General features: G+C 71.7%; 13 protein-coding genes. 10 read left to right on the plus strand and 3 right to left on the minus strand.

The genetic code is table 11. From position 1 onward, the window contains the following. Nucleotides 1-168: 168 nt before the first annotated feature. Nucleotides 169-1941 carry a hydrogenase maturation protein gene (locus tag ACGFIO_RS38005; protein WP_392834510.1) on the minus strand — a complete coding sequence of 591 codons (1773 nt, stop codon included), beginning with the start codon at nt 1939-1941 and terminating at the stop codon, nt 169-171. 186 nt (nt 1942-2127) lie between these two features. Here ACGFIO_RS38005 and mfd point away from each other — a divergent pair, with 186 nt between their 5' ends. From mfd to ACGFIO_RS38030, 5 genes are all read left to right on the plus strand, one after another. Next, the gene (gene mfd / locus ACGFIO_RS38010) at nt 2128-5754 is read left to right on the plus strand and encodes a transcription-repair coupling factor (protein WP_392834512.1); all 3627 of its coding nucleotides are present in this window, start codon (nt 2128-2130) and stop codon (nt 5752-5754) included. Between the two features lie 22 nt (nt 5755-5776). Next, complete coding sequence (locus ACGFIO_RS38015) at nt 5777-6511, plus strand: hypothetical protein (protein WP_392834515.1); 735 nt, start codon at nt 5777-5779, stop codon at nt 6509-6511. Beyond that, a complete protein-coding gene (locus tag ACGFIO_RS38020; protein WP_392834518.1) occupies nt 6511-7452 on the plus strand; it encodes a MazG family protein in 942 nt (313 codons plus the stop codon). The genes ACGFIO_RS38015 and ACGFIO_RS38020 overlap by 1 nt, the downstream gene beginning before the upstream one ends. Before the next feature lie 167 nt (nt 7453-7619). Further along, the gene (locus ACGFIO_RS38025) at nt 7620-8111 is read left to right on the plus strand and encodes a MarR family winged helix-turn-helix transcriptional regulator (protein WP_392834520.1); all 492 of its coding nucleotides are present in this window, start codon (nt 7620-7622) and stop codon (nt 8109-8111) included. Nucleotides 8112-8318: 207 nt separating this feature from the next. Further along, a complete protein-coding gene (locus tag ACGFIO_RS38030) occupies nt 8319-9929 on the plus strand; it encodes a DUF885 domain-containing protein (RefSeq protein ID WP_392834523.1) in 1611 nt (536 codons plus the stop codon). A gap of 256 nt (nt 9930-10185) precedes the next feature. On the opposite strand, the gene ACGFIO_RS38035 is transcribed toward ACGFIO_RS38030, so the two are convergent. Both ACGFIO_RS38035 and ACGFIO_RS38040 read right to left on the minus strand, forming a co-directional pair. Continuing rightward, nucleotides 10186-10836, minus strand: coding sequence for a hypothetical protein (locus tag ACGFIO_RS38035; protein WP_392834525.1), 651 nt, complete (start codon nt 10834-10836; stop codon nt 10186-10188). A 44-nt stretch (nt 10837-10880) separates the two neighbouring features. After that, a complete protein-coding gene (locus ACGFIO_RS38040; RefSeq protein WP_392834527.1) occupies nt 10881-11507 on the minus strand; it encodes a hypothetical protein in 627 nt (208 codons plus the stop codon). A 202-nt stretch (nt 11508-11709) separates the two neighbouring features. Between ACGFIO_RS38040 and eno the strand changes: the two genes are divergently transcribed. From eno to ACGFIO_RS38065, 5 genes are all read left to right on the plus strand, one after another. Further along, nucleotides 11710-12993 carry a phosphopyruvate hydratase gene (eno, locus tag ACGFIO_RS38045; protein WP_392834530.1) on the plus strand — a complete coding sequence of 428 codons (1284 nt, stop codon included), beginning with the start codon at nt 11710-11712 and terminating at the stop codon, nt 12991-12993. A gap of 108 nt (nt 12994-13101) precedes the next feature. Then, nucleotides 13102-13680, plus strand: a complete 579-nt coding sequence (locus ACGFIO_RS38050; protein ID WP_392834532.1) for a septum formation initiator family protein — start codon at nt 13102-13104, stop codon at nt 13678-13680. After that, nucleotides 13681-14166, plus strand: a complete 486-nt coding sequence (locus tag ACGFIO_RS38055; RefSeq protein ID WP_392834535.1) for a DUF501 domain-containing protein — start codon at nt 13681-13683, stop codon at nt 14164-14166. It abuts the gene before it with no gap. Further along, a complete protein-coding gene (locus tag ACGFIO_RS38060; protein WP_392834537.1) occupies nt 14163-14660 on the plus strand; it encodes an amino-acid N-acetyltransferase in 498 nt (165 codons plus the stop codon). Before ACGFIO_RS38055 ends, ACGFIO_RS38060 begins: the two co-directional genes overlap by 4 nt. Continuing rightward, nucleotides 14657-15568: an exopolyphosphatase gene (locus ACGFIO_RS38065; protein WP_392834540.1), complete on the plus strand. Its 912-nt coding sequence runs from the start codon at nt 14657-14659 to the stop codon at nt 15566-15568. The genes ACGFIO_RS38060 and ACGFIO_RS38065 overlap by 4 nt, the downstream gene beginning before the upstream one ends. Nucleotides 15569-15665 lie beyond the last annotated feature (97 nt).

Here is a 15665-nt window from a genome sequence, read left to right on the forward strand (position 1 = left end):
AAGCGATATACCGACGTCGATGGCGTGCGTCACCTCTCGTGGGCAGCCGGTTGCGCAGCGGAGCCGTCCACCTACCACTGTGGAGCGGATTCAGCGGGCGAGGCGAGAGCGTGGGCGGGCCACCACCGGCCGGCCGGGTTGTACCGGTGGCGGTCGCGCGGGAAGGGATCAGGCGGAGACGGGTACGGCCGGGCGCACCACCGCGGGACGGCGGTCACCGGACTTCGCCGCGCGCGGGCGGGTGATCTCCGGGCCGGGCCCGGGCGGGGCCAGCAGCAGCCGCTCCGGTGTCCGCTCCGGACGTTGTTTGCCGACGAAGGCGCGGCGGGCGGCGGTGAACCCGGACCGGTCGGCCCACATGTCCCGGCTCATCTCGGCCAGCTCCCGGGCCTCGTACACGTCCAGGGGCACCCGCTCGCCGGCCAGACGGCGGGCCTTCTGGGCGCGGCGGGACCGGGACGCCGGCCCGTCGGCCAGGTCGGTGGCCAGGGTGGCCAGCCATTCCGAGTACGCCTCGGGGTGCCGCGGGCCGACCTCGTCGACCAGTCCCAGTGACACCGCCTGTTCGGCGCCGACCGGCAGCTTGTCGTCGATCAGCCGCTGGGCCGTCTCCGGGCCGACCCGCCGCGGCAGGGTGTAGGTGTGCAGCTCCGACCCGTACAAACCGATGTCGTAGTAGGGGTTGAGAACGATCCCGGAACGGGCCGCGACGACGTCGGCGCCGAGGCCGAGCATCACGCCACCGGCGCCGGCGTTGCCCGCGTAACCGGCCACGACCAGCTGCCGGGTGCAGGTGATGATCTCGCGGCAGACGTCGTTGATGGCCCGGATGGTGGCCCACGCGGAGGCGGCCGGGTCGGTCGCGGCGTCGATCACGTTCAGGTGGATGCCGTTGCTGAAGGCGTCCGTGCCGCCTCGCAGGACCAGCACGTCGGTGCTCTGCGCGGTCGCGTGCCGCAACGCGGCCAGTAAGCGGCGGCAGTGCCCGGCGGCCATCGCGCCGTTGTAGAAGTCGAAGGTCAGCCAGCCCACGGGACCGTTGCGGCGGTAGCGGATCTGCCGGTACGCGGACGGTGTCTCCGGCTCGACGCCCGGCGGCAGGGGAGCGTCGGGGACGTGCCGCAGCTTCTTGCCGAGCAGCCGGGCGGCGGGCAGCTTGACGCCTCCGGGCGCGCGCAGGTGGCCGAGCCAGACGCTGCCGTCGCCGGTGCCGACCAGCACCGCGCCCTGCCGGCGCCGGAGCAGCGTGCCGGGTGGTCCGGCCCGGGTCGGGCCGCGGTGCGCGTCGTAGGCGAAGACATCGAGACCGGCCAGTGCGGTACGCACACCCGGCGCGCCGTCGGCGGCCCGGATCCGCCGCACGATGTGTTCGGTCGAGTCCTCCCAGGCGAAGCCGCGGTCCTCCGGCCGCATGGCCGGGCGCAGCCGGGTGCCGGGCACCTCGGTCGGCATGTCGTCGGTGGGTATCGGCCGGAAGCCGGGGTCGGCGGCCTTGTCCATGACCTCTTCGACGCAGGCCAGGGCGGCGTCGGCGACCGGGCCGTTGTAGAGCGACGACTTGCGCGGCGGGGCCGCGGGAAGCGGGAACGTGCGGGTGGCCCAGATCGGCCCGGCGTCCATCTCCTCGACCGCCTGGAGCGCGGTCACGCCCCAGCGCCGGGCGCCGTCGGTGATCGCCCAGTCCAGCGAGGACGGGCCGCGGTCGCCGACCGGGCCGGGGTGGATGATCACGGTGCGCCAGTTCTGCCACACCTCGGCCGGCACCCGCTCCTTGAGGAACGGGCAGAGGATCAGGTCGGGGCCGGCCGTGCGTACCCCGTCGATCATGTCCTCGGGACCGGTGGCGAGCAGGACTCCGACGTCGTGACCTCGTTCCCGCAGCGTGCACCAGACGCGCTGGCTCAGGCCGTTGAACGCGGAAACCAAGAGCAGAACCCGCATGGCTTCCCTCCCCGGGAATTGGCAACAGTGACCGGGGAGTCTTGGTCAGTTATGGATGGGTATGTCGGACATGTTGTCCGTTGCCGCCGAGTCGCGCACCTGGTCAGACCAACGGACTAAGCTGGAATGCGTAACCCCCCGTCCGGCCAGGGCGTGGGGCGCTTCGCCGTGCCTTTGGAGTAAACCGTGCAACTGTCCGGTCTGATCCCGGCTGCCCTGCGTGACCGGGGGCTTGCCCGCGCCCGTGACCTCGCTCGTAAGGGCGTCGCCGACTCCGACGCCCTCGACCTGACCGCACCCGCCTCGCTGCGTCCGTTCGTGGTCGCGGCCGTCGCCTCCCCGGCCGAGAGCGGTGGCGCGTCCCGGCCGGTGCTCGCGATCACCGCCACCAGCCGCGAGGCCGACGACCTGGCCGACGCCCTGGGCTGCCTGATCGACCCGGGGGCGGTCGCGGTCTACCCGTCCTGGGAAACGCTTCCGCACGAGCGGCTGTCGCCCCGCTCCGACACGGTCGGCCGGCGGCTGGCCGTGCTGCGGCGGCTGGCCCATCCCGCTCCCGGTGACGCCCTGCGCGTTGTCGTGGCGCCGGTCCGCAGCCTGCTCCAGCCGCAGCTCAAGGGCCTGGGTGACCTCGAACCGGTGGAGCTGACGACCGGCGGCGAGGCCGAGCTCGAGGCGGTCGCGCGGCGGCTCAGCGACATGGCGTACGCGCGGGTCGACCTGGTCACCAAGCGCGGCGAGTTCGCCGTCCGCGGTGGCATCCTCGACGTGTTCCCGCCGACCGACGAGCATCCGTCCCGAGTCGAGTTCTGGGGCGACGAGATCGAGGAGATCCGCACGTTCGCGGTGGCCGACCAGCGGACCATCGACCCGGTGCGGCGGCTGTGGGCGCCGCCCTGCCGCGAGTTGCTGCTCACCCCCGAGGTCCGCACCCGGGCGTTCGAGCTGGCGGTCGAGCATCCCGAGCTGGCCGAGATCCTCGACAAGCTGTCCGACGGCATCCCGGTCGAGGGCATGGAGTCGCTGGCTCCGGCCCTGCTGCAGGGGACCGGCAGCATGGAGCTGCTGATCGACTGCATGCCGGCCGGCACCCATGTGCTGCTGTGCGACCCCGAGCGGATCCGCACCCGGGCGCACGACCTGACGCGTACCTCGGACGAGTTCCTCGAAGCCTCCTGGGCGGCCGCGGCCGTCGGTGGGCAGGCGCCGATCGACGTGGGGGCGGTGGCCTTCCGCACCCTGGCCGACGTGCGGGCGCACGCGGCGACCCTGCACCAGCCATGGTGGACGGTGTCGCCCTTCGGTCTCGACTCCCCAACGGACAAAACCGATGAAACACCCTGGCTGGCTCAAGAGTCCGTCGAGGTTTCGCCCGACCTCGGCGATGTGGTGGCGCTCTCCGCTCAGCCCGTTCCGCTCTATCACGGCGACACCGCTCGTCTCGCCTCCGACCTGTCCGGGTGGTCCTCGGCGCAGTGGGCGATCGCGCTGGTCTTCGAGGGCCACGGCACGGCCCAACGCGCGACCGAGTTGCTGCGCGACGCCGGGCTCGGCGTCACACCGGTCGACAGCATCCCCACGGCCATCGAGCCCGGCCAGCTGCTGATCACCTGCGGCGGGCTCAACCACGGCTTCGTCGACGAGGCCGCGCGGCTGGCGGTGATCACCGGCAACGACATCTCCGGCGGCCGGGGAGCGTCCACCAAGGACATGCGCAAGATGCCGTCCCGGCGGCGCAACACCATCGACCCGCTCGAGCTCAAGGCCGGCGACCACGTCGTGCACGAACAGCACGGCATCGGCCGGTACGTCGAACTGGTCCAGCGCGTGGTCAACGGGGCCGAGCGGGAATACCTGGTCATCGAGTACGCCGCGTCCAAGCGGGGCCAGCCCGGCGACCGATTGTTCGTACCGACCGACCAGCTCGACCAGCTCTCCCGCTACGTCGGGGGCGAGTCGCCGTCGCTGCACAAGATGGGCGGCGCCGACTGGCAGAAGAGCAAGGCGCGGGCCAAGAAGGCGGTCAAGGAGATCGCCGCGCAGCTGATCCAGCTGTACGCCGCCCGCAAGTCGTCCCAGGGCTACGCGTTCGGACCGGACACGCCGTGGCAGCGCGAACTCGAGGACGCGTTCCCGTACACCGAGACACCGGACCAGCTCTCGGCCATCCACGAGGTCAAGGGCGACATGGAGAAGCCGGTCCCGATGGACAGGCTGATCTGCGGCGACGTCGGTTACGGCAAGACCGAGATCGCGGTCCGGGCGGCGTTCAAGGCCGTGCAGGACGGCAAACAGGTGGCCATCCTGGTGCCGACCACGCTGCTGGCCCAGCAGCACTTCAACACGTTCACCGAGCGGATGAACCAGTTCCCGGTGAGCATCAAGCAGCTGTCCCGGTTCCAGACCCCGACCGAGGCCAAGCGCACCCTGGAACAGGCCGGCGACGGCACCGCCGACATCGTCATCGGCACCCACCGCCTGCTGTCCAACTCGACCCGCTTCAAGAACCTCGGCCTGATCATCGTGGACGAGGAGCAGCGGTTCGGCGTCGAGCACAAGGAGCAGCTCAAGGCGTTGCGGGCGTCGGTCGACGTGCTGACCATGTCGGCCACCCCGATCCCGCGGACGCTGGAGATGGCGATCACCGGCATCCGCGAGATGTCCACCATCGCCACCCCGCCGGAGGAACGGCACCCGGTGCTGACCTTCGTCGGCGGGTACGACGACAAGCAGGTCGCCGCGGCCATCCACCGCGAGCTGCTCCGCGACGGCCAGGTGTTCTTCCTGCACAACCGGGTCGAGTCGATCGACAAGGCGGCCCGCCGGCTGCGCGAGCTGGTGCCCGAGGCCCGGGTCGCGGTGGCGCACGGCCAGATGGGCGAGGACGCCCTGGAAAAGGTGATGGTCGGCTTCTGGGAGAAGGAGTTCGACGTGCTGGTCTCCACCACCATCGTGGAGTCCGGCATCGACATCCCGAACGCCAACACGCTCATCGTCGAGCGCGCCGACCTGCTCGGCCTGTCCCAGCTGCACCAGATCCGGGGCCGGGTCGGCCGGGGCCGTGAGCGGGCGTACGCCTACTTCCTCTACCCGCGCGAGAAGCCGCTGACCGAGCAGGCGCACGAGCGGCTGGCCACCATCGCGCAGCACACCGAGCTGGGCGCCGGCATGTACGTGGCCATGAAGGACCTGGAGATCCGGGGCGCCGGCAACCTGCTCGGCGGCGAGCAGTCCGGCCACATCGAGGGCGTCGGCTTCGACCTGTACGTGCGGATGGTCGGCGAGGCGGTGCAGCAGTTCAAGGGCGAGCGGCCCGAGGAAGAGGCCGAGGTCAAGATCGACCTGCCGGTGGACGCGCACCTGCCGACCGAGTACATCAACGTGGAGCGGCTGCGGCTGGAGATGTACCGCAAGCTGGCCGAGGCCCGGGACGCGGCCCGCCTGGACGAGGTGGTGGCCGAGATGACCGACCGCTACGGCGAGCCGCCCGCGCAGGTGGCGAACCTGATCGCGGTGGCACGGTTCCGGCTGCTGGCCCGCGAATACGGGTTGACCGATGTCTCCGTACAGGGAAAGCACCTGAGGTTCTCGCCCTTGCCCCTGCCCGACTCGAAGCAGATGAGGCTGAAGCGGTACCACCCCGACTCCGTCTACAAGGCGGTGAACGACCAGGTCAGCGTGCCCCGGCCGGCGACCCGGCGGGTCGGTGGCGAGCCGCTGCGCGACCAGCCCCTGTTGCAGTGGTGTGCGCAGTTGCTGAAGGACGTGCTCGGGGAACCGGTGACTTCCGGGGGTCGCCAGCATGCGTCGTAGTGGACGTGAGAGAGTCATCGGCATGCAGCGTGCCCGCCGTCTCGCGTCCGTCGCCGTCGCCGCCGCCCTGACCGTCGGCGGGCTGGCCGCCTGCCGGTCGCAGCCCGACGTGGCCGCCTATCTCGGCGACCAGACCATCTCGGTGGCGGCCGTGCAGCGGCTCTACGACGACATGGCCGGCAAGCTGTCCGCGCAGCCGGCCGGTCAGGGTTCGTCGGCCGCGCCCGCGCCGGTGCCGGTCGGCCTGCCCGACGTGCTCGGCGTGATGGTCACCCACGAGCTGGTCACCCGGGTCGCGACGGCCAAGAACGTGCGGCTCTCGGGCCCGGTGCCGGTGCAAGAGGTCGGCCAGAGCCTGGGACTGCCGGCCGACACCGAGTACGTCCGCCTCTACGGCGAGAGCCGCCTGCTGCTCAACCAGCTGCTCCAGGCCGCGCAGCCCGGCACCCCGCCCGACGCCGACGTCAAGCACGTCTTCGACGTCTTCGCGGCCACCGGGGCGATGAAGCCCGGCCTGACCTATCAGGAGTTCAAGGGCAGCGTGTCGCCCGAGGCGCTGCAGACGCTGGGCCGCGCGCTCAACGTCCGGAACGACGTGCGGACCGAGGCGGACAAGCTCGACCTGCGGGTCAATCCGCGGTTCGCCGACGGCCAGGTGCCGATCTACACCGAGAACGGGCCGGACAACAAGCCGCTCGACCTGGTGTCGATCCCGCTGGCCGACGAGGGCGACGCCACGGTGCTCGACGCGGCCTGATGCCTGCCCGCATCGTCCTGCTGGTCACCTCGCCCCGGCTGCCGGTCGGCCTGCTGACCGCCGCGGCCTGGGATCTCGTCCGGGCCCACCCGGTCTATGCGGCCGCCCCGGCCTCCGGGTGGGAAGCGGCCGGCGTGCCCGTGACCGTGCTCGGCCCGGATGCCGAGGCTCTGGTCGGTGAGCTGGCGGCCCACGAGACAGTGGTGTGGCTGGCCGGGCCGGCCGGCGACCAGGACTTCGCCCGGCAGCTGGGCCTGCGGCTGGCCCGCGAGCCTCAGCTGGCCGAGATGGAGCTGATGTACGGCTCCTGGGACCCGCCCGGCGCCCGCCTGCTCGACGCCGTGGCCGTGATGGACCGCCTGGCCTCGCCCGGCGGCGACCCGTGGAAACTGCAGCAGACGCATCAGAGCCTGGCGCAGTACCTGCTCGAGGAGGCCTATGAGGCCTACGACGCGATCGCCGGCAACGATCTCGACGCCCTGCGCGAGGAACTGGGCGACGTCCTGCTGCAGGTCGTACTGCACGCCCGTCTGGCTCAGAACCTGCCCCCGGACGAGGCCTGGAACGTCGACGACGTGGCCGGTGCCCTGGTCGACAAGATGGTCCGCCGCAACCCGCATGTCTTCGCCGGCGAGCAGGTCGACTCGGTCGAGGCGATCATCGACAACTGGGAGCGGATCAAGAAGCAGGAGAAGGCCCGCGACTCGGCGCTGGACGGCGTGGCCCTGTCCCAGCCGGCCCTGGCCCTGGCGGCCAAGATCCTGCAGCGCACCGACCGCGCCGGCCTGTCCGTGCCGCTGCCACCGGACGACTCACTCGGCGCCGAGCTGCTGCGCCGGGTGGCCGAAGCCCGGGCGGCCGGCGAGGACCCCGAACAGGCGCTGCGCCAGGCCACCCTGGCCTACGCCGACCGGGTCCGGGCGGCCGAGTCCGGCTCCTGACGCGCGCCCAGCGCGAGGAGGCTGCGGGCGGTGTCGACGATCGTCTGGTCGTGGGCCGTGGCCGCCGGCCGAGCACCTGGGTGGCCTTGCCGGCGGCGGGTTCCCGGCGCGCGTTGCCGCGAAACTTGGATATGTCAAGGGTTGGATAATCCGGGTATTGTGACCGGATGGACGACGAGGCGCTGACCTACCAGCTGCTGCAGCAGTTGCACGCCATGGACGACGCGATCAACGCCGGGATCCAGGGCACGCTGGCCGACCTGGGGCTGACCCCCGCCCTGGCCGACATGCTGTGGCGGTTGGAGCCGGCCGCCCCGCCGCCGTCGATGCGGCAGATGGCGGGCATGTTGTCCTGCGATCCGTCGACCGTGACGTTCCTCGCCGACCGGATGGAGCAGCTGGGCTACCTGACCCGGGCGCCCGTGCCCGGCGACCGGCGCACCAAGGCGTTGCACCTCACCGAGCCGGGCGTCGAGGCGCGGCGCCGGCTGGTCGATGTGGCGACGACGCGGATGCCGGTCGCCCGGCTGACCGTCGCCGAGCGGCGCCGGCTGCTCGACCTCATGACCAAGGCGCTGGGAGCGCCCGCGGGCAGCCCCGGCCGGAAATGGGACGCCCAGCGCGACCGCCCCATTGGATCTCGCAACGGATCGTCGTAACGCATGCGACATGATGTCGCAAAAAGACCGTCAGGCCCAGTTCACGGTCTGCACGGCCGCCAGCAGAGCCACCAGCAGCACGACCATCGTCACCCAACGCAGCTTCACGGCTCGCCACCTCCTGCCCCCCGATGGTGATGAGGCGCAGGGGGCGGCGGTGAGTCACTCAAAGTGAGACGTCGGAAGGTCGCCGGGTAGGTTGCTGGCATGCCGGACTTCGTGGACACCGCCGAGCGGATCGTGGACGCGCTGCTGGAAAGCGACCCGCGGCTGGCCTCGTACGTGGGTGACCATCGGTTCGACGATCGGCTGCCCGACCTGTCGGCCGGCGCCGTGAGCGAGCGGGTCACCATGCTCAAAGAAGCGGCCGACGCGCTGGCCGGCATCGACCCCGACGCGTTCGGCGCCGAGGAGCAGGTCGACCACGCGATCCTGTCGGCCCGGGTCGAGCGGGCGCTGTTCGAGCTGACCGACGTACGCGAGCACGAGTGGAACCCGCTGCCGCACAATCCCGGCGGGCTGCTGCACGCGCTCATCGCCCGGCCGTTCGCGCCCCTCGACGAACGGCTCACCAGCCTCGGCGGCCGCCTCGCGGCGATACCGGACTCCCTGGCCACCGCCCGGGCGGTGCTGCGGGACATCCCGAGGGTGCACGCCGAGACGGCGGTCGGCCAGTTCGCCGGCGTGGCCCGGCTGATCCAGGACGAGGTGCCCGCGCTGCTGGCCGAGGAACCCGGGCTGCGCGGCGTGGTCGAGCCCGCCGCCGCGGCCGCGGTGACCGCGCTGCACGAGTTCGGGGACTGGTTGCGGACCCGGCTCGACGTACCCGGCCGCGACCCGCGCCTGGGCCGGCGGCTGTGGGAGGCGCGGCTGTGGCACACACTCGACACCGAGCTGCCCGCGGCCGAGGTGCTCGCCCTGGCCCGGCGCAACCTGGCCGACACGGGTGCCGAACTGCGCGAGGTGGCCGCCGCCCTGCTCGACGAGCCGGCCACCGACGACACCGTACGGAAAGCGCTCGACCAGCTCGCCGCCCAGCATCCCGACGGCGACACGATCGTCGGCCTGGCCCGGCTCAGCGTCGACGAGGCGACCGCCTTCGTGCGCGACCACGACCTGCTGACCCTCCTCGACGACCCGCTGATCATCGAGGAGATGCCAGAATTCGCCCGCGGAGTGGCCGTCGCCTACTGCGACTCGCCGGGCGCGTTCGAACCGGTCGAGATGCCCACCTTCTACTGCATCGCGCCGGCGCCGAGCGAATGGCCGGCCGAGCGGGCCGAGTCGCTCTACCGCGAGTACAACGACCACATGGTCCGCAACCTGACCGTGCACGAGGCCATGCCCGGGCACTTCCTGCAGATCGCGCACGCGCGGCGGTTCCGCGGCCGGACCAGGGCCCGGGCGATCGGCGGGTCCGGGCCGTTCGTCGAAGGCTGGGCCGTGTACGCCGAGGAACTGATGGCCGGCCTCGGCTTCGGTGGCCTTCCGGTCCGTCTGCAGCAGCTGAAGATGCAGCTGCGCACCAGCCTCAACGCGGTCCTCGACCAGCTGGTGCACTGCGAGGACCTGCCCGAGGAGGAGGCGATGGCGATGCTGACCGGCGCCGGTTTCCAGGAGGCGGGGGAGGCGGCCGGCAAGTGGCGGCGCGCGCTGCTCACCTCGACGCAGCTTTCGACCTACTTCGTCGGGTACGCCGAGATCGCGGCGATCGCGGCCGCCCGCCCGTTCGGCGCGACCCCGAAGGCGTGGCACGACGCGATGCTCGCCCACGGCTCCCCGCCGCCGCGCCACCTCCGCACCCTCCTCGGCGTGTAACCCGTCGAGTTCCACCCTGCTCGGGGTTGTTGGCCGTGCGGCGTGCGCTGGGCGTGGGGCCTCGCCAGGTTCGCCAGGCGGCCAGGCTGCCGGCCCGCGCTCCCAGCCGCCGGTTCCGGCGTGCGCAGTGGTAGCTCAGCGCGGTGTTTCCGCCCGGATGGCGCGCTCAGCTACCACCGTTGGTTGGGGTGGTAGGTCGGGGCGGTGTTCGCCTCGGGTGGCGGGCGGGGCTACCACTGGTGGTGGGGCGGTGGTGCTAGGTGACGGTGGCGCCGGGGGGCGGGGTGAAGGCCGAGTAGGAGGCGGACGGGTCGTACTCGGTCATGGTCATGTCGATCGCGGTGCCCGAGACCGTGCCGCGGAAGCTGCCCAGGACGCCGTCGTTGGTGACGCAGGTGCTGAAGTCGCGTGCGGGGGCGTTGTCGACGCCGGTCAGGTCGAGGCAGGTGGCGTGGTGCCCGGCGATCGTGGTGTCCCGGGAGGCCACGGTCACGGCCTGGTCGAGGGCGGCCGCGTTGAGCAGCTGCCGGACCACGGGCGTGGGGACCAGACCGGCGGCGCGGACCGCGTCGAGGGCGGGCGGCAGGGCGCCGGCCGGCGGCGGGCCGGTGAGGGTGCAGGCCTTGGCCCGGCAGTCGGTGACCGAGGCGGTGGTCTGCACGAGGCGGCCGCCCGGGTAGTCGTACCCCTGCCGCAATGGTTTTTGCGCCTGGGTCACCGTGGCTGTGGCGCCGCCGGCCAGGTGGTAGCCGGCCGTGTAGGTCAGTGTGGCCGAGGCATCGAGCTGGGTGACCATCTCGGCGACCAGGTCGTTGCCGGCGATGCCCTGCGCCGACGCGGCCGGGAGGTCGCCGCAGCCGGCGAGCAGGAGGAGGCCGGCGAGGGCGACACGGCGGGCGGCGGGCACGTGCAACACCTAAGCCGATCGGTCAGTGCCGCGCAAACGAGAACCTAACCAGCGGAACGCGCCCGGGTCAGCATCTGCTGCCGCATGATGTACCGGCGGATCAGCTGGGCCTGGTGCTCGTCCGGCTGGAGCTGGGCCACCACCTCGACCGACATCGGCCCGCGGACCGGCACGGTCTGGCGCAGCGACGCGAGCTTGCCGGTGGTCGCGGCCATGTCGACGACCTCGTCCTCGAGCTGGACGCGCAGCCGGATGTCCTCCTGCTCGGCCAGGATCACGTCCTCGAAGTGGGCGCGCATGCCCTGCTCGCTGAGGTCGCGGACCCAGCCGTACACGTCGGGCAGCCCGGGGCGGCGGAGCATGACCTGCTCACCCCCACCGCCCCGGACGAAATTCCGCTGCTGCTGGATCTCCGCCCGGCCGATCGGGCGGACCCGGATGCGGTTCTCGTCGATGCCCTCGACGTGCGCGGACAGCGCGTAGCGGCCGCGGATGCCGGCCGGCCACCGGAGGGTGACGTTGGAGCCGTCGGGGGGGACCGCCGCGAGGGCGAGCGACAGCGTGAGCGAGCCGGCATCGGTGGCGACGACGCGCACGCCGGGTACGGGATCGCAGTACGCCGCGCTGAGCTCGACGACGCCGCCGGGCTCGGGAAGCACCTGTTCGCTCATGACGTCCGTGATCGGTTCCTCGTCCCGGAACCTGAGACAAATAATCCCGGACAAACGGGATGAGGATGAGGCGCTGGCGTGGCGTTGCCCGAGGCTCGATACCCTTTCGGTGACGAAGAAGCCATGAAGCCCCGGCGACGCGACGTAGGGCCCCGGGAGCGCTGCAAAGGCATCCGTACGAGCACAAGGAGCCACACGACTGATGGCCACCATCGAAGTGATCGTCGCCCGGGAGATCCTCGACTCGCGAGGCAACCCCACCGTCGAGGTCGAGGTCGGGCTGGACGACGGCTCGGTCGGCCGCGCCGCGGTCCCGTCCGGCGCGTCCACCGGTGCGTTCGAGGCGATCGAGCTGCGCGACGGCGACAAGGACCGTTACCTCGGCAAGGGCGTCATCAAGGCGGTCGAGAACGTCGAGGAGCGGATCGCCGAGCAGCTGCTCGGCTACGAGGCCGACGAGCAGCGCCTGATCGACGCCAAGATGCTCGAGCTGGACGGCACCGCGGACAAGTCCGAGCTGGGCGCCAACGCGATCCTCGGCGTGTCGCTGGCCGTGGCCAAGGCGGCCGCGATCTCGGCCGAGCTGCCGCTTTACCGCTACCTGGGCGGCCCCAACGCGCACCTGCTGCCGGTCCCGATGATGAACATCCTCAACGGCGGCGCCCACGCGGACTCGAACGTCGACGTGCAGGAGTTCATGATCGCGCCGATCGGTGCGCCCACGTTCTCCGAGGCGCTCCGGACCGGCGCCGAGGTCTACCACGCGCTCAAGTCCGTACTCAAGAAGAAGGGTCTGTCCACCGGCCTGGGCGACGAGGGTGGCTTCGCGCCCAACCTGCCGACCAACGCGGCCGCACTGGACCTGATCGCCGAGGCCGTGCAGGCCGCCGGCTTCGCCCTGGGCACCGACATCGTGCTGGCCATGGATGTCGCGGCGACCGAGTTCTACTCCGACGGCTCGTACGTCTTCGAGGGCACCCCGAAGTCGTCCGAGGAGATGGTCAACTACTACGCCAAGCTGGCCGAGACGTACCCGATCGTCTCCATCGAGGACCCGCTGTCCGAGGAGGACTGGGCCGGCTGGAGCGCGATGACCGCGCAGCTCGGCGGCAAGATCCAGATCGTCGGCGACGACCTGTTCGTGACCAACCCGACCCGGATCGGTCGCGGCATCGCCGAGTCCGCCGCCAACGCCGTGCTGGTCAAGGTCAACCAGATCGGCTCGCTGACCGAGACGATCGACGCCGTCGACCTGGCCCACCGCAACGGGTTCAAGACGATGATGAGCCACCGGTCCGGTGAGACCGAGGACGTCACCATCGCCGACCTGGCCGTCGCGGTCGGCTCCGGCCAGATCAAGACCGGCGCGCCGGCCCGGTCCGACCGGGTGGCCAAGTACAACCAGCTCCTGCGCATCGAGGAGCAGCTGGGCGACGCGGCCCGGTACGCCGGAGCGGGCGCGTTCCCGCGTTACCGCACCGCGTAGTCCCACAACGTCGGATCATGGAGTTGTGGCATCGACGCGCGCGGACGTAGGTTCGGCGTGGCAGGTGCCGCAGCTCCATGACCGCGGTGGTACCGGGGGAGGGCAGGGATGACGCAGCGCCGCACGCCGAGCGGCCAGGGCCCGGCGCGCCGTCCCGGGCGCACCTCCCGCCCTACGCAGCGTGTTCGCGTGCGCGACACGTCGTCGACCCGGGTGGAACCACGAGTGGCTCGGCAGGCCCGTCCGGTCGCCGCGAAACGCACCGCCGCGCAGAAGGGCGCGACCAAGCGGACCGTCGCGCCGCGGCCCCGGGCGATCACCGGCCGGGCCACGGTCGTGATCGCGGTGCTGGTGGCGCTGGTCCTGGCCTACACGTACCCGCTCCGGGTCTATCTCGCCCAGGAGTCGCAGATCGCCAAGATGAAGCAGGCGCAGGACATCCAGCGCCGGCTGATCGCAGAGAAGGCGGACGAGGTCGCGCTCTGGTCGGACGAGGAGTACGTGGTCGCGCAGGCGCGCGAGCGTTTCTACTACGTACGACCCGGTGAGACGCCGCTGATCGTGCTCAACGATCCGGCCGGTGCCGCCCGCGACGCCGGCCACGCACCCGCCGCCCCCGCGGCCGACCGCTGGTACGACACCCTGTGGTCCAGTGTGCAAGCAGCCGATTCGGAGCCCCGGAACTAGATGGAATCCCCCCAGCCGGCCGACCTGGACGTAGTCGAGTCCCAGCTCGGTCGCCGCCCCCGTGCCACCCGCGCGATCGCGCACCGCTGCCCGTGCGGCAACCCGGACGTGGTCGAGACGTCGCCGCGGCTGCCCGACGGCACCCCGTTCCCGACCCTGTATTACCTGACCTGTCCCCATGCGACGGCCGCGTGCAGCCGGCTCGAGTCGGCCGGGGTGATGCGCGACATGCAGGAGCGGCTCTCGACCGATCCGGAGCTGGCCGCCCGTTACGCCCGGGCGCACGAGGACTATCTGGCCCGGCGTACCGAGATCGAGGATGTGCCGGAGATCGCCCGGGTCTCGGCCGGCGGTATGCCCGGCCGGGTGAAGTGCCTGCACGTCCACCTGGCGCACGCGCTGGCCGCCGGGCCCGGGGTGAACCCGTTCGGCGACGAGGTGCGCGACGCGATCGGGGAGTACTGGTCCGAGGGCAAGTGCCGATGATCCAGGTACGGCGGGCGCGGACTGGTGACGTGCGGGCGATCCGCGATCTCGTGGACACCTACACGACCGACCGGCGGCTGCTCAGCAAGGCCACGGTCACCCTGTACGAGAGCGTGCAGGAGTTCTGGGTCGCGGTCGGCGCCGGCGAGCGGGTGGTCGGGTGCGGCGCGCTGCACGTGATGTGGGAGGACCTGGCCGAGATCCGTACGGTCGCGGTCGATCCGGCCCACCGCGGGCAGAAGATCGGCCACCGGATCGTCAGCGAGCTGCTCGGGGTGGCCCGCGAGGTGGGTGTGGCCCGGGTCTTCTGCCTGACCTTCGAGACCCGGTTCTTCGGCTCGTTCGGGTTCACCGAGATCGACGGCGCTCCGGTGCCGCACGCGGTGTACGAGCAACTGTTGCGCTCCTACGACGAGGGTGTCGCGGAGTTCCTGGACCTGGAACGGGTCAAGCCGAACACGTTGGGAAACACGAGAATGCTGTTGCACCTATGAGAGTCGCGGCCATCGACTGTGGCACCAACTCGATCCGCCTGCTGATCGCCGACGTGGACGGTGAACGGCTGACCGACGTGTCCCGCCGGATGGAGATCGTGCGGCTGGGCGAGGGCGTGGACCGCACCGGCCGGCTGGCGGGCGCGGCGATCGAACGTACCCGGCAGGCGCTTCTCGGTTATGCCGCCGAGATCGCCGAGCTGGGCATCGAGCGGGTGCGGATGGTCGCCACCTCGGCCTCGCGGGACGCGTCGAACGCGCAGGAGTTCCGCGAGATGGTGCGGTCGGTGCTGGGCGTCGGCCCTGAGGTGATCACCGGGGCCGAGGAGGCGGCGCTGTCGTTCACCGGGGCGGTCAACGGGCTCGCCGAGCAGCCGCCCTTCCTGGTGGTGGACATCGGCGGCGGGTCGACCGAGTTCGTCACCGGGCTGGCCGCGGTCGAGGCGGCGATCTCGGTGGACATCGGCTGTGTGCGGATGACCGAGCGGCACGGTTTCTCCGACCCGCCGACGGCCGCGCAGGTCGCGGCGGCCGAGAAGGACATCACGGCGCAGGTGGATCGCGCGCTCGCGGCCGTGCCCGGCCGGCTCGCGCACACGCTGGTCGGGTTGGCCGGTTCGGTCACGACGGTGGCAGCGCTGGCTTTGGAGCTGCCGGGGTACGACCCCAGCCGCATCCACCACGCGACGGTGTCGTACGACCAGGTCGCCAAGGTCAGCGCCGACGTGCTGGCCGCGACCGTGGCCGAGCGCCGGTCCTGGCCGGTCATGCATCCGGGCCGGGCCGATGTGATCGGGGCGGGCGCTCTGATCCTGCGCATCGTCATGGAGCGGGCCGAGCAGCATCACGTGGTGGCCAGCGAGCACGACATTCTCGACGGCATCGCCTACGGCCTGGTCAGCGTCTAGCCGTCCCAACCCACGGTGGTAGCCCTGAGCGGTATCGGAGCCCGAGATGCCGCCCGGGGCCACCACCGCGGTTGCGGTACTTCGCACTGCACAGTAG

The organism is Actinoplanes sp. NPDC049265, from assembly GCF_043197135.1.
Classification (GTDB): domain Bacteria; phylum Actinomycetota; class Actinomycetes; order Mycobacteriales; family Micromonosporaceae; genus Actinoplanes.

Bases quoted from the DNA above. Each gene is read 5' to 3' on its own strand.
- ACGFIO_RS38025 (WP_392834520.1), top strand. From the start codon at position 7,620: ATGGACGACGAGGCGCTGACCTACCAGCTGCTGCAGCAGTTGCACGCC.
- ACGFIO_RS38005 (WP_392834510.1), bottom strand. From the start codon at position 1,941: ATGCGGGTTCTGCTCTTGGTTTCCGCGTTCAACGGCCTGAGCCAGCGC.
- ACGFIO_RS38050 (WP_392834532.1), top strand. From the start codon at position 13,102: ATGACGCAGCGCCGCACGCCGAGCGGCCAGGGCCCGGCGCGCCGTCCC.
- ACGFIO_RS38055 (WP_392834535.1), top strand. From the start codon at position 13,681: ATGGAATCCCCCCAGCCGGCCGACCTGGACGTAGTCGAGTCCCAGCTC.
- ACGFIO_RS38030 (WP_392834523.1), top strand. From the start codon at position 8,319: ATGCCGGACTTCGTGGACACCGCCGAGCGGATCGTGGACGCGCTGCTG.
- ACGFIO_RS38015 (WP_392834515.1), top strand. From the start codon at position 5,777: ATGCAGCGTGCCCGCCGTCTCGCGTCCGTCGCCGTCGCCGCCGCCCTG.
- eno (WP_392834530.1), top strand. From the start codon at position 11,710: ATGGCCACCATCGAAGTGATCGTCGCCCGGGAGATCCTCGACTCGCGA.
- ACGFIO_RS38020 (WP_392834518.1), top strand. From the start codon at position 6,511: ATGCCTGCCCGCATCGTCCTGCTGGTCACCTCGCCCCGGCTGCCGGTC.
- ACGFIO_RS38040 (WP_392834527.1), bottom strand. From the start codon at position 11,507: ATGAGCGAACAGGTGCTTCCCGAGCCCGGCGGCGTCGTCGAGCTCAGC.
- ACGFIO_RS38065 (WP_392834540.1), top strand. From the start codon at position 14,657: ATGAGAGTCGCGGCCATCGACTGTGGCACCAACTCGATCCGCCTGCTG.
- ACGFIO_RS38060 (WP_392834537.1), top strand. From the start codon at position 14,163: ATGATCCAGGTACGGCGGGCGCGGACTGGTGACGTGCGGGCGATCCGC.